This is a genomic window from Paenibacillus sp. FSL K6-1318 (assembly GCF_037976905.1).
In the GTDB taxonomy this organism is placed as follows: domain Bacteria; phylum Bacillota; class Bacilli; order Paenibacillales; family Paenibacillaceae; genus Paenibacillus; species Paenibacillus amylolyticus_A.
Genome location: NZ_CP150270.1, coordinates 438,916 through 461,076, shown reverse-complemented (window position 1 = coordinate 461,076; position 22,161 = coordinate 438,916). Strand labels below are relative to the sequence as shown.

Genomic DNA, 22,161 nt, shown 5'->3' with positions numbered 1-22,161 from the left:
TTGGTCCGCGATAACGGGCGGTTCCGGTTAACTTGGGGAAATATCGCTCCCCTGGCGAAAACGCCTCCGAGTTGGATGCTCTTCAACGGCATGGTCCGATCTGTAATTGTTGTGTCTCAGTATATACGAACGTCAGACCAAATTGCAACCTTCTGTATCGATGAGGAATTCATGGCACAACTTTACATGTCCTGTTATGATAGACTTTGTCTCCATGATTACGCTTTATTCTGATTCTCAATTTATGTATATAAGTAGAAGGAGTTCCTTATGAAAAAATTACTGTGGATCGGATGTCTGTCCTATTTCCTGATTGGACTTGCCCACGTTGTACTCGGTTCCATTCTGCCGGTTGCACTTGAACATTACGGCAAAGATTATAGCCATGGCGGAACGCTGATCTTCGCTCAATTTGCAGGATTCCTGGGTGGTGTATTGTTATCTCCATGGCTGAACAGACGCTTTGGTAAACGGGGAGGCCTGTTAATCGCCACAGCGTTGCTCTGTATTGCAGAATTATCCTACATGCTGTTGCCACCGTGGGGCTGGATGTTCGTCATCGCACCCGCAGCCGGCTTCGGATTCGGAATGGTTGAAGCTGTCATTGGCACCATTATCATCGCTGCAATCAAAGACAATACAGCTGTTGCCATGAGTCGACTGGAAGTGTTATTCGGAATCGGGGCGATGGTCATGCCGCTCATTGCCAGCGGTCTGATTGCTGCTGGATACTGGCGCCTCTCCTTTCTCGTTGTTGCGATCTGCGCAGCACTAACCTTTATATTCTGGGCGAAAGGATCATTCGGTGAGCTAGACCAGGTGCTGGATCGACGAGGTTCAAATCATGCTTCGGTACATACGCACTCTGCTGGGACATCGGGTGAGATGCACCCCGCACCTGCCAGTTCATCCGGCCCAACCTATCGCGGACGTAACCTGACTCTGCTAGTACTATTCGTCCTGTTCTTCTTCCTATACGTTGGCACGGAGATGAGTCTTGCGAACTTCATGCCAGCGATCCTGATTGAGAAAATGAACATGAAGGAAGCCGGAGCAGCGCTTAGTGTTACCTGTTTCTGGATTGCCATGTCCGTGGGACGACTCTTCGCCGGGTATATCGCAGAGAAATTCCAATACCGCGTCTATGTCCTGTACAGTTGTCTCGCGTCTGTTCTTTTGTTAATGGTATTTCCATTTACGAACCAGATCTGGTCTGCGTTTCTCATCATCTTGCTACTTGGACTTGCGATGTCAGGCATTTTCTCCATTGCCCTTGTCTTCGCCAGTAAACTGCTGCCCGGAACAGAAGAATCCACACCCAGCATTTTGATTGCCTCAGGCGGGGTTGGCGGTGCCATTCTGCCTTTGACGACGGGGTGGAGTCTTGATCATCTGGCGGTTAATCAGTCTGCATGGATGCTTGCGATCTTTGCAGTTGGCCTGCTTGTCATTAGCGTAATCACGTATCAATGGCAGAACAAACATATGGTCGATCCAGCAACTTAACAGTTATGCATCAATCCAGTTCTGAGAATTAGAATTACCTATTAAAAAAATGAAATGTCTACTGTCATGACTTGACGGTGGACATTTTTTTGTATCGTTACTCTGTTCTAACGAACTTGACACACGCTATTCATCTCCATTTCTGTATGTTTGAAATCTAACGAATCCTAGAGACGTTATTGTAGGTAATTAGCTTCAAATCAAGATCTCGTTGCAGTTTCTTAACCTAATAACGCCGCTGAAATTCGTTAGATTTTTCATTCCTTAAAAACCGGCCTAATAAGGTGTTCTAGATTCGTTAGGGCTGCAATAATGGTGGCAAGTGCCCTATCTTTGCCTCTCTGATCACCTTTCATTAAAAGTGAGAATATGATCTATTCATTTGCACAAGATTGCCCAGGAAATACTCTGGACCCCGTTGAATCACACACTTTTGTTAACGGCAGGCAATACAGGCCCGTTGTCCTTGATGAATTTACCGAATACATATCGCACGAGTGGTCCCAGAATGATTAACTGATATGGAAGCGCCAGGCTGAAGTTGCGAGCGATCGTCTGAAGATAGGTACAGAATATGGAACCCCCACCTAATTGGTCTGCAAGATACGCTGAAATCATTCCATACATGGACATGATCAGAACCATGCCAATCACCATGAAAAATGACATGACGAGCACACCCAAAATCTTGTTGGACTTGTCGAAGGGCAAGGAGAATGCAATCTTTCTCGCCACAGGGCCAACAATGAAAGACTCCACCAGAAACGCGATGACAAAACATAATATGAATTGAAGCAGTATCTCAAGCGGGGACATCTTACCGAGTAACCCACTGTGCCATAGATTGAAGAACATCATGACTATTACCATCCCTATACACATCATTAATCCGAAAATAATTTGTTCCTTCTTGCTTATTGGCAATTCTCTCATCCTCTCTGTTTATCTTCGTAATTATAGAGATGAGGAAAGCCTCCACATAAGTGAACATTCTGTGAACTACATAATAATTGGATGGTTACTCCAGCTGAATTTCACACGTGTAGATATGAACAATCCCCACTTGACAACTAGGTTTTATAAATCTATCATACTCCTTAATATGTCAGGTAACATTTTCCGGTTACATTAACGGATCATAAGGGGGATTACTACGATGAGTTTTCAAAAGCGCATCGACCACGTCGGCATTGCCGTTCGTGATCTGGATACCACACTCCTTTTCTATACGGAGGTTGTCGGATTGGAACTGAAAGACCGCGTGACACATACAAACGGCGTCATTCAGCTTGCCTTCCTCGGCTTCAATGGAAGTAACGAGACAGAGATTGAGTTAATTCAAGGGTACAGCGACAAGCTGCCTGCCGAAGGAACTGTGCACCATTTTGCCATCCATGTGGATGACCTTGATTCTGAATACAAACGCATCCAAGCCACCGAAGCCGAATTTATCGATGGAGAAATCATCACACTGCCTAACGGTTACCGTTACTTCTTCATCTATGGTCCGGAGAGAGAATGGATCGAATTCTTCCAACGTTAAGTACATCAGCAGTGTGTGGACAATTAGATCGGTTCAATAGTGACCTGTGTAAATCCTTTAATGGATGGAATGCTCTACTCGGACCGCACGCTATCCAGTTCCTGACTGGACACGTTCCACCGGCTGGCCTATAATTACACCTAGTAATGCCCGTAACTTCATAGTTTCCCAGGGGAGTCGGAATTGGCCGGCTGAGAGTGTATCCCACCAAGATACTAACCCTTAGACCTGATCTGGATCATGCCAGCGTAGGAATCGGAGTATATCGAAATGGCACAGCCCTATGGCTGAACGCCACCTCTCTAACGCCTGCACGCGTCCCGGAATACGGGGCGCTTTTTTTGTTACTATCGGAAAGTATACGTTTGGAAGCATCGCCTTTCTGATATTGCAAGAAAAACTGCCGCTAAACGCGGTCTGGCTTCCTTGAATGACATCGATGGACGTTTTACTTACGTTCAAAAATAACGTCATCCGGATCTCAACTGGTATAAATCTGTCGATTTATGCAAGATGATTGGATATGAAGCCAAGGAGTACCCCGTGCCAATCGGCCGGACATACCGAAGGAGAGAATCAAAGATGAATTGGCGTAAAACAATGGGACTGTTGCTCTTATGCGTACTACTGGTGACGGTGGCCGCATGTGGCGGCAAAGAAGCTGCCCCGGCAGAACAGAACGGCAGCAAGAATGCGGAAAGCAGCAACGAAGGTGACACTGCCGCCCTGAAAGATATTAAAGTGGTGCTCGACTGGACACCAAATACGAATCATACCGGCCTGTATGCGGCCGTGGATCAAGGTTTTTATAAGGCCGAAGGCTTGAACGTGGAGATTGTACAACCAGGTGCTGGTGGCGCGGATACGATGGTTGCATCAAATGAAGTGCCTTTTGGCGTAAGTTATCAGGAGAGTGTAACTCAAGCCCGCACACAGGGTGTTCCACTCGTCTCCATTGCAGCAGTTATTCAGCATAATACATCCGGGTTCGCTGCTCCGGCGGATCGGAATATTAAATCACCGAAAGATTTCGAGGGTAAAACTTATGGCGGTTGGGGCTCCCCTGTTGAAGAAGCCGTGATGCAATCCATTATGGAAGGCGACGGAGCTGATGTATCCAAAGTGAAAAACATTAACATGGGTGACGCTGACTTTTTCACCGCAATAAAACGGGACATTGATTTTGCGTGGATTTTCTACGCTTGGACGGGGATTGAAGCCGAACTGCGCGGAGAACCGATCGACATGTTATATGTGAAGGATTATTCAGATGCACTGGATTACTACACGCCTGTCCTCGTAACGAACGAGCAGACGATTCAGAACGATCCTGAGCTGGTGAAAGCATTCCTGAAAGCCACCTCCGAAGGATATCAATACGCGATTGATCATCCCGAAGACGCAGCGAACATTCTGATCAAAGCTGTACCGGATCTGGACAAGGAATTGGTGCTGGCAAGCCAGAAATGGCTTAGTCCAAAGTACACGGATGACGCCCCGCGTTGGGGTGAACAAAAACAGGAAGTGTGGCAGAACTACACTGACTGGATGTTTAGCAAAAAACTGCTGGATGAACAGATCGATGTGAGCAAAGCATATACGAACGAGTTTTTACCCCAATAAAAATTGCTTAAGTTTAACTTTTTTACACAAGAACGAAGAGTGCAGAACCCATCTGAAGAAGCGAAGTGTTCGCCTTTATCCCGGATTTCCCCATTGAAAATGGATTCAAGAAATCTGGGGATAACAGTGATCGGAAGAGGGTACTGCAATCGGAGTGATAAGTGTAAACCTGGTTCAATTCATGCAATTTATCACGAAAGGAGCCGTGATCTCTCATGGCAAGCACACTACTTAGCATTCAGGTTATTCCGAAAACGCCAAATGGCGAGAATTCTTATCCTTACGTAGATCGCGCCATTGAAGTCATTCAGCAATCTGGCCTGAAGTATCAGGTGAACGCGCTCGACACCACGATGGAGGGGGAACTGGAGGAACTGCTCGAGGTTGTCCGTAAAATGCACGAGGTACTCGTGGAGGCTGGCAGCCCAAGCATCATCTCTCAGATCAAAATCGCCCATAGCCCAACCGGCTTCAGTATGGACACCCTGACGGAGAAATATCGCTAATGCATGCCTATTTCAAAAGTGTATGGCCGCCCTTTGTGGCGGTTATTCTCTTTATAGCAATATGGCAGGGAGCTGTCTCCCTGTTCCATATTGAGAAATGGATGCTGCCAGCACCGTCCGATATCGCCCGCCAAGCGGCATCCCAGGCCGAGCGACTTGGCATGCATGCCTCCGCAACCATTCAGTTAACGCTGATCGGATTCGCGGCTGGCACAGCGGTCGGATTGCTGATTGCGATGGTGCTGCATTTGGTCCCTTTTCTCAAGTCAGCCTTGTATCCTTTACTTATTCTTAGTCAAAATATCCCGACCATCGCGCTGGCGCCGCTCCTATTGATCTGGTTCGGATTCGGGCTGTTGCCCAAGCTGATTACCATCATCCTAGTCTGCTTCTTCCCTGTCGCAGTGGCGGCCATGGACGGCTTGACCCGTACCGACGCGGCGATGATGAACTATATGCGCATGGCTGGTGCGAAACGTCGCCAGATCTTCTGGAAGCTGGAGCTTCCCCATGCGCTGCCATCCGTGTTCTCCGGTGTCAAAATCGCCGCTACCTATAGCGTGATGGGTGCCATCATTGCCGAATGGATTGGTGCAGACAAGGGTATTGGTTATTATATGATGCTGCAAAAGTCGGCTTATCGCACCGATCGTCTATTCGTGGCAATCATGATTATTGTCGCGCTCAGCTTGCTGCTCTTCCTGCTCATTGCGCTACTGGAGAAGCTGCTCGTGCGCTGGCGGCCACAGAAGCGGTAGTAAAGATGTAATCTGTATATTAGGAAGTGATGATCATATGAATCGGCAACAGGACGCACAAGTCCTGCCTAGAGGAGGAGCAAGCGTAATGGAGCCCAAGCATGGTGAAAAGTTTCACTCGGCTACCCCTGATCAACCTGCCAATGCTACTCCTGCTCTGGTTCCACCTGCACTGGACGTTGTTAATGTTCATGCATCATTCCGCGAACGACGGAGCAGGTTATCGGTTCTGAACGGCCTGTCCCTGACTGTGGAGCAAGGTGAGTTTGTCGCTATCGTTGGACCTTCTGGCTGCGGCAAAAGCACCCTGTTCCATATCATCGGTGGTCTGCTGAAGCCTCAGGAAGGGCAAGTGCTGATGAATGGTCTCGATGTGACGGGCCAACGTGGCAAGATCAGTTATATGCCACAACAGCCTGCTCTTTTCCCGTGGCGTACCATTGAAGATAACGTACTACTTGCTGGTGAAGTAGCGACAAATGCTCCCTCTCGGGCCGAAGCACTTGCAGAGGCTCGAAAGTGGTTAAGCAGCGTGGGTCTTGCCGGGTTCGAGCAGGCCTATCCTCATATGCTGTCGGGCGGAATGCAGCAGCGTGCTGCATTTTTGCGTGCCCTGCTCAGTCCGCAGGAACTCATGCTTCTGGACGAACCTTTCAGCGCGCTGGATGCACTGACACGTAGTGACATGCAGCGCTGGCTGCTCGATATCTGGGAACAGAACCGCCGCTCGGTGCTGTTCATCACCCACAATATCGAAGAAGCATTGCTGCTTGCCGATCGGGTCTATGTGTTATCCAACCGACCTGCAACGGTGCTGCACGAGGTACATGTTCCTTTTGATCGCCCAAGACGAGAAGAAATTACAGAGGAATCCGCATTCCTTGAACGTAAACGGCAGATTGCACAGTGGATGAGAGAAGAACAGCAGAAAGCCCGCCTATCATAATAGCGCGGGTTTTTTAAGTTATTATTTTCCTTTAATGGGTGATCCACCATAAGAAATCCTGCGTAACATAGTTAGAATATAAATGACCACAAGGAGGAATTCCCTCGTGCATGCTCAAGCTTTCGCACCCTTAATTGATGCTCATATTCACTTCGATCAGTATACGCCTGATGAACAACGTGAGATGCTGCTATCGTTTCCGTCTCAGCAAGTCGAAGCAATCATCGCCGTGTCCATGAATCTTGCTTCTGCCCAGGCCAATCTGAAGCTTGCAAAGCAACATCCACGCTACATCTATCCGGCCTTCGGTTTCCATCCGGAACAGGAACTGCCCTCCGTTGCAGAAATGGACCTGTTCTTCCAATGGATTGAGAAGCATATGGGACAAGCCATAGCCATAGGAGAAGTTGGGCTTCCCTATTACAACCGTCAGGAGGCTGAGCAGGCAGGGCAACACTTCGATCAGAGCGGGTACATCGAACTGCTCGAACGTTTTATCCAACTCGCCAAAAAGCATAACAAACCACTTGTCCTTCATGCGGTATACGAAGATGCGGATATCGTCTGTGATCTGCTGGAGCATTATCAATTCCGACGTGCTCATTTCCACTGGTTCAAAGGATCTCGCCAAACCATAAAGCGTATGGCGGACAACGGCTATTTCATCTCTTTCACGCCGGATATTCGGTATGAAGATGAGATTCGTGAACTCGCCCGGCAATATCCATCAGAACAAGTGATGGCCGAGACCGACGGACCTTGGCCCTTCGAAGGGCCATTTCAGGGACGAATGACACACCCGGCCATGACCAGACAGGTCATTCAGGCATGGAGCGAGATCACCGGCATGGGAACCGAGCGGGCAGCCCGTCTCTTTTATCAGAATACGAAGCGTTTCTATGGCTTAACTTGAGTACAATCTGGTAGCAGCAAGCACTCTCGCTTGCCCGTGCCAACACAGCACAAAGAAGCCAGTCGGCTTCGCCACCGACTGACTTCTAATTTACTATATATATATCAGTTTAACTAAATTTTTACACAGGAACGTAGAGGACAGAAATAACCTGAGGAAGCAGAGCGTTCGCCTAAAAGCTTTCTGAAAGAAAGCTACTTCGAAAGCATACGCTATCACTAGATTTTCACCTTCACAAAAATTGGATCAAAAAATCTGGGGATAACAGCGATCGGAAGGTTGTTCTGTCATCGGAGTGGCAAGTGTAACTACCTTCAGTTCAACTTAACGCTTCAAGAATCCTTTGCCTTCCAGGAACGGTCTCACTTGCAACCGTGTTGGCTCAGTCAGGCGCTTCGCCATCAGTTCGGACCATGGGGTCGTTCGTTCACCATTGGTCCGTTCTTTCATGTACGCCGTCGTTGTCTCGTCGTACTGCTCGACACCTTTGATGCTCTGCTCGGCATTATAGCGATTATGATGCAGGACTGCATCCAGTGGCAGACGTGGCCGAATTCCCGTTTCCTGATCTGCAACACCAATGCACATGCCATACACCGGATATACCCCCTCCGGCAATCCCAACAGCTCAGCGACTTCTTCAATCCGGGTACGAAGCCCGCCAATATATACGATTCCAAAGCCAAGTGACTCTGCTGCAAGAGCAGCATTCTGCGAAGCCAGTGCAGCATCAATTGTGGCTACCATGAAATTCTCTGTGGAATCGGCATACGATTCCTTCTCAGGAAGATGACGTTTCGCAGCATCACTCAGCCGATATAGATCAGCACACCATACAAGAAACACCGGACATTCATTGACGTAGGCCTGATTGCCTGCCAATTCAGCCAGCTTGGCTTTTTGCTCTAAGTCCGTCACAGCAATTACGGTATAGGCTTGCACACTACTTGAAGAGGAAGCCATCTGCCCAGCCGCTACGATGGCTGCAAGCTGCTCATCACTCACCGGGTCTGGCTTGAATTTGCGTACAGAGCGGTGTTTCATCATCAACTCAATAGTTTCATTCATGGCTGTTCACTCCCAATCCTCGAAGTACGAACTCAATCGTCTGCTCAGCGAGCTCGTCTGTATTCATATCCTGATAATCAAAGCCAAATCGTGAATTCTTGGCCCGTTTATGCGCCAAAGCCACACCCATAACCTGAAGCATCGCATAAGACACGGACTCGATCTGGAACAATCCCTGGTCCTTACCTTCTTGCAGCAGTTCCTTAACTCGGGTCCAGACGGGGTCCAGAAAACGAAATACGGTAGCTGTGCGATGTGTACGCAGTGTAATTTCAAGCTGTACAATATCGCTCATCTCCCGGTCCGTCATCGTGAACTTCACAACTTCACCAATAATTCGTCGGATACCTTCCACAGGCGAGGACATCGACTCTTCCGCCAGCGAGTTCATCATATGCCCAGGGAAAAAATGCTCAAATAACGCTTCGAACACCTTTTCTTTTCCGCCAAAATGGTATGAGACCAGTGACACATTAGCACCTGCCTCATCACAGATTTGACGAACACTCGTCCCGTCATACCCCTGCTGTGCAAAAAGCTTCTTAGCTGCAAGCAGTATCCTCGTTTTGATATCCAACTCCGGTTCCGTCATTCCGTCCCGCTCCCTCTTGTCCGTTCATTTCATTCGCTCCAGCTCAAGGGCTGTAGTCAGGTAATCTATCTGTCTATTATATTACACCAAGCACCCCGATGAAAATCATCGGGGTGCTTGTCCTATCCTATAAATCCATAATATGGATGTATTAGTTGTTCGCCGCTTGAGCCGGGCTTGGCGCCCCAGCTGGCATGCGTTGTTTTTTCAACAACGTCACGACCAGTGACAAAGCAACTGCAACCAACAGTACAATCACGATAGAGCCCGCAGCAGACTGAACTCCTGGGCCTCCCAATTGCACGCTCAGAATACCCTGAACGGCGTATGTTGCAGGCAGGTACTGCCCAATGCCGCTATAGAAGCTATTCAGCAATTCACGCGGTACCATTGCACCGGAGGATACCAGTTGCAAGGACAGTGAGATGATGTTGAACAGACTTCCTGCTGGTCCGAAGCAGATCAGGAAGAACTGGGAGAAGAACATGAACGTGCACAGGAATAGCGCCTGGAACAACCAGAATGCGACGAATCCTTGTTCAATCTGTCCGCCCAATGCCACGATCAATGATGATCCCAGCAAGGAAACGACCAATGCAGAACCTACGTTAATGACTACTCTTGCGCCAAACAAAGTCAAGCGGGAATAGGTAGATGACAACATACCCATCGCTGTCTGGAGGTTCATCCCCATGATCATGGCACCTACATAGGAAGCCAGTACCATCATCATTGGCACCATCTGATTATTCATCCCGTTAACCGGGTTGATGGACGTTGTCGTTCCTTCCACTCGGGTAGTCAGGTTCGTAGCGGCTTCAGCAGCCTGATCGGCAGGTGCACCTGAAGCAGTTAACACCGTCTGTACCCCTTGTGCTGTAGCTTGTTTGTTAATCGTGTTTGTCACACTTTGTGATACACCTTGCATCATGCTTTTAATCGTAACCGGGTTCGCTTCATTAATCGTGTATTTAATCTCAGCGGTTGAGCCAGCCGTTTGAAGCAATTCGTTAAATCCAGCCGGGATATCCAGCACCATGTGTACTTTGTGATGATTCAGCTGATCCAACGCTTCAGCCGCACTCAGATTGGATACGGTGTGGAAAGGCAGTGTTCCTGCAAGGGAATCTGCGATTCCTTTGGACATTTCACCGTCCTCATTCACAATCGCAACCGTCAATTCTTTCGTACGGTCATTTACTCCCGAATATGCGGTCATCCAGATCACGCTAAAGATCACTTGGAACATAAGTGCTGTTACGATCCCCACGATCACTGGCGGTTTTTTAAACAATGTACGTAATGCCTGCAACATAAAAGGTGTCCTCCATTACTAAAATAGTTCTAATTTGATTTAAACAGTTGTTTGAATCAAACGATCGTTTAAATTTTATGTGAATATGTCCATATTGTCAACTGATTTTTGAAATATTCAGAAAACATAAGCTTTATTCATGAATACAATCGATCCATTTTCACAAAAGAGCATTATGCTATCCTTTTCCCAAAGAAAAGAACACTTATGCCAACGTTTCAGACCTACTTTTCTGGAAATTCAAACCGTATTTTCTCAACAAAAAAACACGGTCCGCCGCAGCGAACCGCGCATTGATTTATCCTCACTTCATTACAATGAGACGTTGAATATATCATTAAACATGGGTCGGTCAGTCATTTCTCTTCAGCTTCATGCGTTGCAGACGCAGCGCATTCAGGACAACCGACACGGAGCTGAATGCCATCGCCGCCCCTGCCAGCCATGGTGCCAAGAAGCCAACTGCCGCAATGGGAATACCAATGACATTGTATCCGAGTGCCCAGAACAGGTTTTGTTTGATGTTACCCATCGTACGCCGGCTCATCTCAATGGCATCTGCAATACTGTTCAGATCACCACGCATCAAGGTAATATCCGCCGCTTCCATCGCTACATCTGTTCCTGTTCCGATGGCCATCCCAATATCCGCTGTGGCGAGTGCCGGAGCATCATTAATGCCGTCACCTACCATAGCGACTTTCAGGCCACTCTCCTGAAGTTTCTTCACTTCCGTGGCTTTGCCTTCCGGCAGAACCTCAGCCAGAACTTTACCGATCCCTGCCTGTTCTGCTACAGCGCGAGCAGTCCGCTCATTGTCTCCCGTGATCATAATGACATCGATCCCCATCGCTTGAAGACGACCGATGGCTTCACGAGAGGTATCCTTAATGGTGTCAGCCACAGCGACGATCCCTGCACACTGACCGTCCACTGCAACCAGCATCGCTGTACGTCCCTGCTCCTCCAGATGGTTCATCTGCTGAACGGTTTCCTCAGCGACATTCACCTTTGCATCTGCGAGCAAACGACGTGTGCCGACCAGAATTTCCTGCCCTTTTAATGAAGCTCGCACGCCGTATCCCGGTATGTTCTCGAACTTCTCTGTTGGGGTCAATTCCAGACCCTTGGCACGGATACCTGCAACAATCGCCTCTGCCAGCGGATGCTCCGAACTCTGTTCAGCCGCTCCTACACGCTCAAGCAGATCGGATTCCGTCCAATTCGGAGCCATGACAACATCGGTAAGGACCGGTTTACCTTGGGTCACTGTACCTGTTTTGTCGAGAACCACAGTCTGAATCTGTTGTGCCGACTCCAGATGTTCGCCGCCTTTGAACAGAATGCCATATTCGGCGGCACGTCCTGATCCAGCCATGACGGAGGTTGGTGTTGCCAGCCCCAATGCACATGGACAGGCAATAACGAGCACGGCAATCGCTTTTTCAAGGGAACCGGCGAAGTCACCCGGACTTGCAAACAGATACCAGATCAGGAATGTCAACGCGGCAATACCCACGACAATTGGTACAAATATGCCTGATATGACATCGGCGATCCGCTGGATCGGTGCTTTGGAGCCCTGTGCTTGCTCGACCACTTTGATGATTTGGGACAAAGCCGTGTCCGATCCCACTCGGGTCGCACGCACTCGTAATACCCCGTTTTTGTTCAGCGTAGCACCTGTAACGGCATCTCCCGGTTTTTTATCCACGGGAAGGCTCTCTCCGCTTAACATGGATTCATCCACAGAGGACTGCCCCTCTTCAACGATACCATCCACCGGGATGCTGTCCCCCGGCTTCACCAAAATCAGATCACCCACCGCCACATATGCGGCAGGAACCATAACTTCCTGTCCATCACGAATGACACGGGCTTCACGTGGAGCGAGTTCAATCAAGCTTTTGATCGCCTGGGAAGAGCGACCTTTCGCCACAGCCTCGAACCATTTTCCCAGTAAAATTAACGTAATTAGAATTGCACTTGTCTCATAATAGAGTTCTACCGAGGGCATGACGGCTGTGCTCGTTCCCATTGCCCCATGATCCATCGTCGTAGAAGGTAAATACCCACTGGATAATGTCAGATACAGACTGTAGAAAAACGCTGCGCTGGTACCCAGTGCGACGAGAACGTCCATATTGGCACTGCGGTTACGTAGGGCTTTGTACGCCCCCACATAGAATTGCCATCCAATCACGAACTGTACTGGCGTTGCCAGAATCAGCTGGAACCAAGGGTTCATGAATAGATCGGGGACATAAATTCCGGATGTGAACGAGAAATGCCCGACCATTGCCCACAGCAACGGAATCGATAACAAAGCAGATATCATCCATTTCCACTTTTTACGTTGCAGCTCACGTTCACGAACCGATTTGGTCTCTTCTTGCGTCAATTGCAGTTCAGCACCGTAGCCCATCTGCTTGATCTTGGCGGTAATATCCGAAGGTTTGAGTGCGCCAGCGGCATATTCGATGTGTCCTGTCTCCAGGGCCAGATTCACATTCGCCTGAGATACCCCCGGTAGTCGGGAAAGACCTTTTTCGATCCGGGCAGAACAAGCAGCACACGTCATACCCGTGATGTTCAGATCAACGGATTCGGACACCGTACCGTAGCCCAATGCTTCCACCTTATCTCGCAACGCATTCACGTTGGTTGTCTTCGGATCATAAGAAACGGTTGCCTGTTCAATGGCCAAATTCACATTGGCCTGCTGCACCCCTTCCATGCGGGACAAGCCCTTCTCCACTCGCGTGGAACATGCAGCACAGGTCATCCCCGTGATGTGCAGTGTTGTCTTTAGTCCTGGCGCGTCTGCCATAGGCGGCATTGGTGTGGGTTCAGATGATCTGTCCGTTGGTTTATTGGTTGAGTTATCCATCATGTCAGCTCCTTTCATATCGATTCAATTTATTGTATGTTGCATTAACATACCCCTTAGGGGTATATATTAGACAGAAAATTAGGCTTAAACCTAGCTCGTGGGAAAGGCCTTTGACCTCTTTTTCGCCCATGAGAATGTTCGGTTTAAGCCTGTGATGCAGTTAGACTACATCGTACCCCTGATCTTCAATCGCAGCCTTAATCTGATCCACGTTCACTTTCTGCTCGTCATATTCCACAGCTACCGTTCCCGCTGCCAGATCAACCTGACCGCTCGCCCCAGCATTCTTCACAGCTTCTTCAACCGACTTCACACAGTGATTGCAAGACATTCCTGTAACGCTCAACGTAACATTAGACATTGTAAATTCCTCCTTGGGGTATATTAAAATGATAACTTGATCTAGTAACTTTGATATAGCTTACTTCATTAACTTCCGCATCGTAACCAGCAGTTCATCCACAACCTCATGTTCACCAGCCTGAATGCGTTCAACGATACAGCTCTTCATATGGCCTTCAAGGAGAAGCTTGCCTACCGAATTAAGAGCAGACTGAGCCGCCGCAATCTGCGTCAGCACATCATCACAGTACGTATCCTTCTCGATCAATCCCTTGATCCCGCGAATCTGTCCTTCCACACGGTTCAAGCGAGAAACCAGGTTACTCTTCATCTCCTGCGAATGGTGACTCTTGCGCACATGCTTCCCATCACTGCCCTCGGCATGACAGGATACCGCTTCTTGATCTGTACCCGAAGCTTCAGTTGAATCAGTTACGGAGGATTGCAAAGGTTCCTCGGGATGGCTCTGATGATCCATCATGAACACCCCTTTTCTTTCGTTCTTTTCTAAGAGTAACATACCCCATGGGGGTATTCAATAGTATTCTGATATTTTGTTTAAAATGGATGAATCCTTCCTAATTAAACAGAGCATGAGCCAACTCAGCTGCTTCAAATGACATCTCTTTCTGAATAGTTATGATCCGGGCACGGGTACTTATTTTCTGATCAAGCTCCTCATTACTATCTGAAGCAGTACATGACTGCTCCACCCATTTTAACCACTCAGGAACTTCCCACAGACTTCTAGCTGAAACTGCGACACAGTATCCATATCTTGCAAGTCTTTTATCGCCTATCCACCCTGCTGTCCGAAGTCCGTGCACGTAGCGATCGAACACTTCCTCTTTAACTGCAGATATGTCCTCTGCTGCAATATGCCCAAAACTTGCGTTAACCCCAAACAGCTTCCCTAATTCTTCACCAACGCCAGAAATACTCATGAATTGCCAATCGATGAGAGTAAGTACGCTATCGTCCAGACGTTCTGATGGCAAAAATATATTGCCTTTACCCAAATCCTGATGTGACAGAACTCGTGGTAATTGTTCAAGTGTATTTAAAATCTTGTCCATTTGCTCGCTATATTGGTTGAACCACTGCCAGATCGAATGGGCCTGCTCCTGTATACTTCCTGCAATGGCATACCTCTCGGAACCACCTACGCCAATACGCCTTCCTCTAGCTCCAGTATCATCATCACCAAATCCACTTTTCAATTTAGGTTCTTGGATTGAAGGGGCATACTGACGACAACCCCTAACCCAGGATTTGAGCCAATATGGACAGATCCATTCTTGTTGGGGTAGTGAAGTTCCCGTGAGATAAGCTCCGTGAAATTCACCAAGGCGTTCCGCAATCCAACCCCAATCGTCCAGAGGCCAGACATGATCACACTTCGAGTGACCAGACACATCTTCCATCCACAACCCAATGGTTTGATCCGGTCTATCCTGTATAGCGAAACAGCGTGGAGCTATGATACGCCTTGGTAAATGATCGAGTAGCCCTGATGAGAATATCTCTGCTTCTCTTTTCCAATAGTTATGGTATGTAACATCTTCCTTCTCTGCTGAGTCCGGTTTAATGCATTTCAAAATAAGTGACCATGACAGCGATGCTCCAACTACGGTAGCCGTTCCACGAATTCGATAAATACCTGATGTGGTGAAATTAAGTAGCCCTGGATTGATGCTTTCAACTTCCCAACATTGTATTACTGTGTCAGGCTCCTCCAACAGTTTTTGCACACTGCGAACAAGATATTCCACATCCTCAGTAGATTGCAGAATGCTATTCTGGCCCAGTTGTTCTTTTTCATTAATGCTTCTCATCCCCTTCATGCACCTCCCTCCCCTCCATGCCAATGTTCCTATCACTCTACTGGTCCCGCCTTACAAGGTATACTCCATCCTGCTGCTGCGGACGACCAGACCCATCTGTTCATAGAAAGCCTGTGCGCCAGAGTTAAACGTCGACACGGATAATTCCACGCTGTCAGCCTGAAGCTCTCTCCCTAGCTCGATGAATGCTTGTAGTAACTGTTTGCCTGTTCCTTGACCCCGATGCTTGGTATCCACTACAAGTTCATGGATGTATAACATCTTGCGGTCCACCATTAATGGGTTATCTTGAATAATACTTAACTGCGCACTCCCGTAACCCAGAATCAAGCCCGTTTCCAAAGACTCGGCAACATACAGGTACCGCTTGTCCGTTTCCAGCAGTTCGGTAAACTCCTTTTCCACCATTCTGGTCTCTAACGCTCTGTATATATCCGGGCGCGCCTTAACATGCATCTGATGTAGCTCATTCATCAGTAATGACACGCCAGAGTAGTCCCTCATTTCTGCCTTTCTGATGTTAATCGTCCCAGTACTCATCCTCATCACTCTTTCATCACATGAATTTTACATTATTATACAACCAAAAAGCAGATACCATAAGGGTACCTGCTTCGCTAAATTTATCTTCATTCCATCAAGCCCATGTGATGCTCATTGTTTATTTTTTCGAAGAAGTATTTCCTTCATTAAAAGCAACAGGTGATGGCTTCGCTGCCCATTCGTCCGCCTGCGGCTCAATGTCGACTCCGCTTAAAATTTTCTTTTTCTCCATTAAGGAATCCCCGTCTTCATCCAACTTGTTGCGAATTTCCGCCTCGTCCTGAGGTTGATTGTTCTGTGTCATCGTAGAGTCCTCCCTTTTTTCGTATTCATGTTGATGTTCCTTTATATAACGTGCCCAATTTCTGCATTATCATTCTCCGCGAGAGGCAGGCGTCAGAGCTAACGAATCGTACACACCTTATAAGGGAAAATATGAGCAAAATGAAAATGTAACGAATCTCAGACACGTTATATCACGGTAATTCATCGAATTGGTTGGAAAAAAGGGGCCTATCCAGGCATTAGCGTGCCTAAGATTCGTTAGGATTTCACACTTGCGATTTCCGCCCGAATAAGACGTGCTGAGTTCGTTAATTGGATACACTCTCTTTAAAGCACAAAAAAAGGCATCCCACTGGTCATTTTCATGACCTTACGGGATGCCCTCTTTCCTTATGTCCATCTCAGCTGGACGTTTAACCGATTAAATTACTGGTTTTGTATCATGCTTGATCCTGGCGAGCAAGCGCGGCTAGTGCACGTAACGCAGCATTAATCTCGTGCTCCACCGCTTGTCCAACCGCATCCGTATGCGGATCATACTCGGCAGCCAGATCGCTGTCTGCGAATCCATCGATCGCGACAATGGCTCCGGCGCGAGCACCACGCAAGGTGCTGACGATGTAGAGGGCCGCAATTTCCATCTCGGCCCCAAGCGCTCCAGCCTGCTTGTACTTGCGGTGTGGAATCTCTTCCACGCCTGCAAAGAACGCATCCAGCGTTACGGTAATACCAACGCCCACTTTGCCTGCAAAGGTTGCAGCATCTGCGCTCTCCTGCTCACGAGCAGCCGCGACCAGTGCTTGCGTCACACCGATATCCGCTACTGCTGGGAAACCATCCGGCACCAGTTGGCGAGTCAACCCATCCGAACGAACAGCGGCTGTACTCACAATCACACTACCTGCCGGATAATCGGCTGTATACGATCCCGCTGTACCAACACGAATCAGAGTCGTTACACCCGCGCGAATCAATTCCTCGAAGCAGACAGCTGCTCCAGGTGAACCTACACCATGGCTGACGACAGCCATCTGTACCCCTTCATACAAACCAACAAACGTGCGATACTCCCGACTGAACGCCAGTTCTTTCACCTGCTCCAGCTTGCGGGAAATCTTCTCTGCTCGTGCCGGATCACCACAGACGATGGCGTATGCCGGCATGTCTTCCGAATGAATCTGCAAAATAGGCATCAACATATCAATCAAACTCCTTCTTCGTCCACTCGTCTTCCGGAATCGGCAGATCTTCACCCGAGAAGCGTTGTTCCTTGAACGGATCAGCAAAGTGGTGGAAACCATTCACTTCCCAGAATCCGTTCCGGTCTTCTGTCATAAACTCCAGACCACGTATCCACTTCGCACTCTTCCAGAAGTAGAGTTGTGGCACGACCATACGGAGCGGAAAACCATGCTTGGGCGTTAGTGGCTCGCCGTTATATTTGAATGCAAGCAATACGTCATCATGCATCAATTCTTCAAGCGGTACATTCGTTTCATAATCGTAATCTGCATGGATCATGACGTATTTCGCTTCCGGCTTAACCCCCAGAAGTTTCACAAAATCGGAAAAGCGAATCCCTTCCCACGGCGTATCGAATTTCGACCAGCGTGTGACACAGTGAATATCACTCACCGTGTTCACCTGTGGCATCGCCTGCAACTCAGCTAGGGAGAAGACCTTCTCCTCTTCAACTTCGCCGAACACCTTCAAGTCCCATGTGGACAGGTCATATTCCGGCACTTCCCCTTCATGCAGAATCGGGAATTTCTCCGTCAGCATCTGTCCCGGCGGCAGCCGATCTCCGTGATCGTTACCTGTTTTGGATGCCGGGCTTTTACTTTTTTTCAAACGTTCAGCCTTGTTATGCAAGTTGGATTCCTCCTTCATCTTCTGTCTCTAGCATAGGCATTCAGGAATTAACGCGAGCTTCCGCCCGCTTTCAGTGCATCCTGTGCATAGGTACGGTCTTTGAAAAAGAACATCGCGACCAGCGTCACAATATACGGCAGCATCAACGTGAAATGCGTTGGCAGGGAGAATCCTTGCAGACGAATACTCAATGCTTCCATGAAGCCGAACAGCACACTGGAGCCCATGACGCCAAGCGGATTCGCTTGCCCCAGCATCGTTGCCACCAGCGCGATAAAGCCACGACCAGCAGTCATGCCTTCGGTAAACATCGTCACCTGACCGAGCGACAACTGCGCTCCAGCCAGAGCACACAACACGCCGCACATCAGAACGGCACCATACTGGATGCCACGTACCTTGATCCCAATGCTCTGTGCTGCAATCGGGTTCTCACCGACCGAGCGCAGACGGAAGCCAGATACACTTTTGAAAAGGTAGAATTGCAGTCCAATCACGAGCACAATGCCGAGGTAAACCAAAGGACTATGTCCCGATAATACATCGCCCACCCATGGAATGTCCTTGATCAGCGGAATATCCCACTTGGGAAGTCCCACCATGTCTTTGTCGTAGTATGCACCTTTTACATCAAAAATCGCACGCAGTGCAAAGGTCGTCACACCCGCAGCCAGGAAGTTGAGCGAGATCCCGACCACGATGGCGTTGGCCTTCAGATTAATACTTATAAAGGCAAAAAGCGCCGAGAATAACATCACAATAATAATGGAAAAGAGTACAGCCAGCAGCACATTGCCAAACAGATAATTACCGACAATGGCGGAGAATGCACCGATCAGCACCAGTCCTTCGAGACCGACGTTGAACAGACCGACACGGGAACATAAAGCCCCACCGAGCGCTGCAAGCAGGATTGGAGTCATAATCCGCAAGGTTGAGCCAAACATGGCTGCATCAAACAGTTGTTGCATTGGACTTTTTCTCCTTTCTCCGCTTCAGGAATGAATAACCGATCTGAGCTGATACAAATAACGTCAATACGGCCTGGATGACACTGCCCACTTCCAGCGGCACATCCGTATTCCGTTCCATCCCCATGGCACCTGTCTGTAGCGCAGCGAGTAAAATGGCTGCCACAGCTGTACCAAGTGGATGCGAGCGGGCAAGAAGCGTCGCCATAATGCCGCTCCATGCGTAACTTGCTGATGACAGCGAGCCATCAAGGAAACGGTACTGTGTACCGAGGACTTCCCCTGCACCCGCGAGTCCAGCAAGTCCGCCACTGATGACCATGGACAGCATCATCATACGAATGCGGCGAACACCGCCGTAGGTTGCAAAGGACGGATTGCTGCCGAGCATGCGAATCTCGTAACCAGTCACCGTTTTGTGCGTGAACCAGTAGATCAGAATAGCTGCTACAATGGCAATGATGAAGCCTGCATGCAGTCCCATGCCCTGGAACAACTTCGGCAACCAGATACTTTGATCAATCATGGGTGTCTGAGCCATCGCAGCTGATCCAGTCCGATCCTTGAATGGATAAGAGACCATGTATCCGCCAAAATAAATGGCAATATAGTTAAGCAGTAAGGTTGTGATCAACAGATTCATACCGAAGCGTGCATCCAGCCAACCTGCAAACAGGGACCAGATTCCCCCGGCAACAATACCTGCCACAATTGCAGCAATACACACGAACCAGCCTGGCCCTGGCAGATAGAGCGCCGTGAGCGCAGCACTGAGTCCGCCGAGAATCATCTGACCTTCGGCTCCCATGTTGAAAAACCCGGCACGGAATGCAAGCGCCACACCCAGTCCTGCCAAGATAATTGGCGTGGAACGAGCCAGCGTATTCGTGAAGAAGTAGAAATTGCCGAAGGCCCCTTTCCACATCTCCGCATACGTATCCACCACATTACCGCCAACGATCAGAATCGCCACAGCCCCTGCAATCAGACCGATGAATACGGCAAGCAGCGGCTGTACGAGTCCGCGAAGTGTTTCTTTTACCCGATTCATATCCGCTCTTTCCCTCCCGCCATTAACAAGCTGATCTGTTCCTCTGTCGCTTCCTCTGCTCGCAGTTCTCCGGCAATCTCGCCTTCATACATGACAATAATCCGATCAGATAATTGCAAAATCTCGGACAGCTCCGATGAAATGAGTAGAATACCCGCACCCTCACTGCGTTTGCGCAACAATTCAGCATGGATCGTCTCCATAGCACCGATATCCACACCACGAGTCGGTTCGGCTGCAATCAGAAACGGTGTATCCTGTGCAAATTCACGGGCAGCAATCAGCTTCTGCAAGTTTCCTCCCGACAGAAACTGTGCCTTGGTCTCCGCAGAACCCGTCTTGATGCTGAACTGTTTGATCCAGCTCTCTACCATCGTTCTTGCTGCTTTGGCTTTGATGATGCCACGTGACTGCAATCGATGATGGTGTCCCATCAGTCCATTCTCGCGAACGCTTGCGTCCTTGGCCGCTCCCCACATATAACGATCTTCCGGGATATGAGCAAGTCCATGCTCCCGAATGCGCCGCACAGGCCAGTTTGTTGTATCCTGCCCTGAGAGCAAGACACGACCATTGTCTGCCTTACGCAGTCCGGCAATGACCTGAATCAGTTCCGACTGGCCGTTACCCGAGATGCCTGCTATACCAACGACCTCGCCTTTTCGTACCTCCATGTGGATGTCCTTGAGCGCCGAACGATCCTTCGCTCCGGACAAGTTGACTCCTTCGACCTGAAGCACAGCTTCTGCTGGTACTGATGGCTGCTTGTCCATACGCACAAGTTCACGACCAACCATCAGACGAGATAATTCCTCCACATGTGTATCCTTGGCTTCCAGCGTTCCAGTCACCTGACCATCCCGAAGCACTGTGATCCGGTCGGCTACATCCATGACTTCTTGAAGCTTATGTGTAATCAGTACAAAGGTTTTGCCCAGCTTGGCGAGAGATTTCATGTTCGCCAGCAGTTCCTTCACTTCCAGCGGCGTCAACACCGCTGAAGGTTCATCCAATATAATGATGTCTGCGCCCTGATGCAGCACCTTGAGGATTTCAACACGCTGCTGCATGCCGAGCGGGCATTCGGACACTTTTTTCCACGGGTCAACCGGCATGCCATATTGTCTGCCAAGCTCGTTCACCTGGGCCGCTGCTTTTTTGCGGTCAAATGCACCTGCCTTAGCCGGTTCGCGTCCGATCACAATGTTCTCCGCCACCGTAAAGGAAGGGAACAGCATGAAATGCTGGTGCACCATGCCGATGCCACTTGCCATCGCCTGGGAAGGCGTGGCAAAGCTCACCTCGCGTCCACGGACTTTGATTGTACCTGACGTGGGCTGTTCCATACCGTACAGCATGCGCATCAGGGTTGTTTTCCCGGCTCCGTTCTCACCTACCAGGGCATGAATCTCTCCCTCACGCAAATTAAAACGGATGTCACGGTTAGCGGTGAAGCCGCCGTATTTCTTCGTAATCTGCTCCATCTCCAACAGCATATCTCGCGTTCGCTCCCCTCGGTCTCGGTCATTTAATAGCAGCAAAACCGGCTGCCTGATCGGGCAGCCGGCTGATCAATTCCATCACTCATTC

General features: G+C 49.0%; 22 protein-coding genes and 1 riboswitch. Of the genes, 7 read left to right on the top strand and 15 right to left on the bottom strand.

The features are described from left to right. The first annotated feature begins 270 nt into the window (after window positions 1–270). Window positions 271–1,506, top strand: a complete 1,236-nt coding sequence (locus tag NYE45_RS02225) for an MFS transporter (protein ID WP_340015382.1) — start codon at window positions 271–273, stop codon at window positions 1,504–1,506. 423 nt (window positions 1,507–1,929) lie between these two features. Here NYE45_RS02225 and NYE45_RS02220 read toward each other — a convergent pair whose 3' ends face one another. Then, window positions 1,930–2,364, bottom strand: a complete 435-nt coding sequence (locus NYE45_RS02220) for a hypothetical protein (protein WP_340015381.1) — start codon at window positions 2,362–2,364, stop codon at window positions 1,930–1,932. Window positions 2,365–2,662: 298 nt separating this feature from the next. Here NYE45_RS02220 and NYE45_RS02215 point away from each other — a divergent pair, with 298 nt between their 5' ends. From NYE45_RS02215 to NYE45_RS02190, 6 genes are all read left to right on the top strand, one after another. Continuing rightward, window positions 2,663–3,049, top strand: a complete 387-nt coding sequence (locus tag NYE45_RS02215; protein ID WP_340015380.1) for a VOC family protein — start codon at window positions 2,663–2,665, stop codon at window positions 3,047–3,049. Window positions 3,050–3,209: 160 nt separating this feature from the next. Continuing rightward, a riboswitch (TPP riboswitch) is annotated at window positions 3,210–3,322 on the top strand. Window positions 3,323–3,631: 309 nt separating this feature from the next. Continuing rightward, window positions 3,632–4,672 carry an ABC transporter substrate-binding protein gene (locus NYE45_RS02210; RefSeq protein ID WP_340015379.1) on the top strand — a complete coding sequence of 347 codons (1,041 nt, stop codon included), beginning with the start codon at window positions 3,632–3,634 and terminating at the stop codon, window positions 4,670–4,672. Between the two features lie 215 nt (window positions 4,673–4,887). Next, entirely contained in the window at window positions 4,888–5,178 is a 291-nt protein-coding gene (locus NYE45_RS02205; RefSeq protein WP_017690996.1) for a thiamine-binding protein, read from the top strand. Next, the gene (locus tag NYE45_RS02200) at window positions 5,178–5,936 is read left to right on the top strand and encodes an ABC transporter permease (RefSeq protein ID WP_340015378.1); all 759 of its coding nucleotides are present in this window, start codon (window positions 5,178–5,180) and stop codon (window positions 5,934–5,936) included. Before NYE45_RS02205 ends, NYE45_RS02200 begins: the two co-directional genes overlap by 1 nt. Before the next feature lie 37 nt (window positions 5,937–5,973). Then, window positions 5,974–6,882, top strand: coding sequence for an ABC transporter ATP-binding protein (locus tag NYE45_RS02195; protein ID WP_340015377.1), 909 nt, complete (start codon window positions 5,974–5,976; stop codon window positions 6,880–6,882). Between the two features lie 82 nt (window positions 6,883–6,964). Beyond that, a complete protein-coding gene (locus NYE45_RS02190) occupies window positions 6,965–7,795 on the top strand; it encodes a TatD family hydrolase (RefSeq protein ID WP_340015376.1) in 831 nt (276 codons plus the stop codon). 324 nt (window positions 7,796–8,119) lie between these two features. On the opposite strand, the gene nfsA is transcribed toward NYE45_RS02190, so the two are convergent. From nfsA to NYE45_RS02120, 14 genes are all read right to left on the bottom strand, one after another. Next, window positions 8,120–8,863, bottom strand: a complete 744-nt coding sequence (gene nfsA / locus NYE45_RS02185; RefSeq protein WP_340015375.1) for an oxygen-insensitive NADPH nitroreductase — start codon at window positions 8,861–8,863, stop codon at window positions 8,120–8,122. Continuing rightward, complete coding sequence (locus tag NYE45_RS02180; RefSeq protein ID WP_340015374.1) at window positions 8,856–9,455, bottom strand: TetR family transcriptional regulator; 600 nt, start codon at window positions 9,453–9,455, stop codon at window positions 8,856–8,858. Before NYE45_RS02180 ends, nfsA begins: the two co-directional genes overlap by 8 nt. Window positions 9,456–9,606: 151 nt before the next feature. Next, a complete protein-coding gene (locus tag NYE45_RS02175) occupies window positions 9,607–10,770 on the bottom strand; it encodes an ABC transporter permease (protein ID WP_145152102.1) in 1,164 nt (387 codons plus the stop codon). 352 nt (window positions 10,771–11,122) lie between these two features. Continuing rightward, window positions 11,123–13,600, bottom strand: a complete 2,478-nt coding sequence (locus NYE45_RS02170) for a heavy metal translocating P-type ATPase (protein ID WP_340017292.1) — start codon at window positions 13,598–13,600, stop codon at window positions 11,123–11,125. Window positions 13,601–13,823: 223 nt separating this feature from the next. Further along, entirely contained in the window at window positions 13,824–14,024 is a 201-nt protein-coding gene (locus NYE45_RS02165; RefSeq protein WP_076332633.1) for a copper ion binding protein, read from the bottom strand. A 60-nt stretch (window positions 14,025–14,084) separates the two neighbouring features. Then, complete coding sequence (locus NYE45_RS02160; protein WP_340017291.1) at window positions 14,085–14,483, bottom strand: metal-sensitive transcriptional regulator; 399 nt, start codon at window positions 14,481–14,483, stop codon at window positions 14,085–14,087. Between the two features lie 100 nt (window positions 14,484–14,583). Then, window positions 14,584–15,840: a hypothetical protein gene (locus tag NYE45_RS02155; protein ID WP_340015372.1), complete on the bottom strand. Its 1,257-nt coding sequence runs from the start codon at window positions 15,838–15,840 to the stop codon at window positions 14,584–14,586. Window positions 15,841–15,900: 60 nt separating this feature from the next. Continuing rightward, window positions 15,901–16,389 carry a GNAT family N-acetyltransferase gene (locus tag NYE45_RS02150; protein WP_340015371.1) on the bottom strand — a complete coding sequence of 163 codons (489 nt, stop codon included), beginning with the start codon at window positions 16,387–16,389 and terminating at the stop codon, window positions 15,901–15,903. Window positions 16,390–16,510: 121 nt separating this feature from the next. Then, complete coding sequence (locus NYE45_RS02145; RefSeq protein WP_036616704.1) at window positions 16,511–16,696, bottom strand: hypothetical protein; 186 nt, start codon at window positions 16,694–16,696, stop codon at window positions 16,511–16,513. Between the two features lie 421 nt (window positions 16,697–17,117). After that, window positions 17,118–17,876: a nucleoside phosphorylase gene (locus tag NYE45_RS02140; RefSeq protein ID WP_340015370.1), complete on the bottom strand. Its 759-nt coding sequence runs from the start codon at window positions 17,874–17,876 to the stop codon at window positions 17,118–17,120. Window position 17,877: 1 nt separating this feature from the next. Continuing rightward, complete coding sequence (locus NYE45_RS02135; RefSeq protein ID WP_340015369.1) at window positions 17,878–18,549, bottom strand: sulfite oxidase-like oxidoreductase; 672 nt, start codon at window positions 18,547–18,549, stop codon at window positions 17,878–17,880. Between the two features lie 47 nt (window positions 18,550–18,596). After that, a complete protein-coding gene (locus tag NYE45_RS02130; RefSeq protein WP_076332630.1) occupies window positions 18,597–19,520 on the bottom strand; it encodes an ABC transporter permease in 924 nt (307 codons plus the stop codon). Further along, complete coding sequence (locus NYE45_RS02125) at window positions 19,504–20,571, bottom strand: ABC transporter permease (RefSeq protein ID WP_017691012.1); 1,068 nt, start codon at window positions 20,569–20,571, stop codon at window positions 19,504–19,506. Before NYE45_RS02125 ends, NYE45_RS02130 begins: the two co-directional genes overlap by 17 nt. After that, a complete protein-coding gene (locus NYE45_RS02120) occupies window positions 20,568–22,067 on the bottom strand; it encodes an ABC transporter ATP-binding protein (RefSeq protein ID WP_340015368.1) in 1,500 nt (499 codons plus the stop codon). The genes NYE45_RS02125 and NYE45_RS02120 overlap by 4 nt, the downstream gene beginning before the upstream one ends. Window positions 22,068–22,161: the final 94 nt, after the last annotated feature.

What these genes read in the sequence shown, in the direction of transcription:
- NYE45_RS02225 (WP_340015382.1), top strand. Translation starts at nt 271, where the DNA reads ATGAAAAAATTACTGTGGATCGGATGTCTGTCCTATTTCCTGATTGGA.
- NYE45_RS02220 (WP_340015381.1), bottom strand. Translation starts at nt 2,364, where the DNA reads ATGATGTTCTTCAATCTATGGCACAGTGGGTTACTCGGTAAGATGTCC.
- NYE45_RS02215 (WP_340015380.1), top strand. Translation starts at nt 2,663, where the DNA reads ATGAGTTTTCAAAAGCGCATCGACCACGTCGGCATTGCCGTTCGTGAT.
- NYE45_RS02210 (WP_340015379.1), top strand. Translation starts at nt 3,632, where the DNA reads ATGAATTGGCGTAAAACAATGGGACTGTTGCTCTTATGCGTACTACTG.
- NYE45_RS02205 (WP_017690996.1), top strand. Translation starts at nt 4,888, where the DNA reads ATGGCAAGCACACTACTTAGCATTCAGGTTATTCCGAAAACGCCAAAT.
- NYE45_RS02200 (WP_340015378.1), top strand. Translation starts at nt 5,178, where the DNA reads ATGCATGCCTATTTCAAAAGTGTATGGCCGCCCTTTGTGGCGGTTATT.
- NYE45_RS02195 (WP_340015377.1), top strand. Translation starts at nt 5,974, where the DNA reads ATGAATCGGCAACAGGACGCACAAGTCCTGCCTAGAGGAGGAGCAAGC.
- NYE45_RS02190 (WP_340015376.1), top strand. Translation starts at nt 6,965, where the DNA reads ATGACCACAAGGAGGAATTCCCTCGTGCATGCTCAAGCTTTCGCACCC.
- nfsA (WP_340015375.1), bottom strand. Translation starts at nt 8,863, where the DNA reads ATGAATGAAACTATTGAGTTGATGATGAAACACCGCTCTGTACGCAAA.
- NYE45_RS02180 (WP_340015374.1), bottom strand. Translation starts at nt 9,455, where the DNA reads ATGACGGAACCGGAGTTGGATATCAAAACGAGGATACTGCTTGCAGCT.
- NYE45_RS02175 (WP_145152102.1), bottom strand. Translation starts at nt 10,770, where the DNA reads ATGTTGCAGGCATTACGTACATTGTTTAAAAAACCGCCAGTGATCGTG.
- NYE45_RS02170 (WP_340017292.1), bottom strand. Translation starts at nt 13,600, where the DNA reads ATGGCAGACGCGCCAGGACTAAAGACAACACTGCACATCACGGGGATG.
- NYE45_RS02165 (WP_076332633.1), bottom strand. Translation starts at nt 14,024, where the DNA reads ATGTCTAATGTTACGTTGAGCGTTACAGGAATGTCTTGCAATCACTGT.
- NYE45_RS02160 (WP_340017291.1), bottom strand. Translation starts at nt 14,483, where the DNA reads ATGGATCATCAGAGCCATCCCGAGGAACCTTTGCAATCCTCCGTAACT.
- NYE45_RS02155 (WP_340015372.1), bottom strand. Translation starts at nt 15,840, where the DNA reads ATGAGAAGCATTAATGAAAAAGAACAACTGGGCCAGAATAGCATTCTG.
- NYE45_RS02150 (WP_340015371.1), bottom strand. Translation starts at nt 16,389, where the DNA reads ATGAGTACTGGGACGATTAACATCAGAAAGGCAGAAATGAGGGACTAC.
- NYE45_RS02145 (WP_036616704.1), bottom strand. Translation starts at nt 16,696, where the DNA reads ATGACACAGAACAATCAACCTCAGGACGAGGCGGAAATTCGCAACAAG.
- NYE45_RS02140 (WP_340015370.1), bottom strand. Translation starts at nt 17,876, where the DNA reads ATGTTGATGCCTATTTTGCAGATTCATTCGGAAGACATGCCGGCATAC.
- NYE45_RS02130 (WP_076332630.1), bottom strand. Translation starts at nt 19,520, where the DNA reads ATGCAACAACTGTTTGATGCAGCCATGTTTGGCTCAACCTTGCGGATT.
- NYE45_RS02125 (WP_017691012.1), bottom strand. Translation starts at nt 20,571, where the DNA reads ATGAATCGGGTAAAAGAAACACTTCGCGGACTCGTACAGCCGCTGCTT.
- NYE45_RS02120 (WP_340015368.1), bottom strand. Translation starts at nt 22,067, where the DNA reads ATGCTGTTGGAGATGGAGCAGATTACGAAGAAATACGGCGGCTTCACC.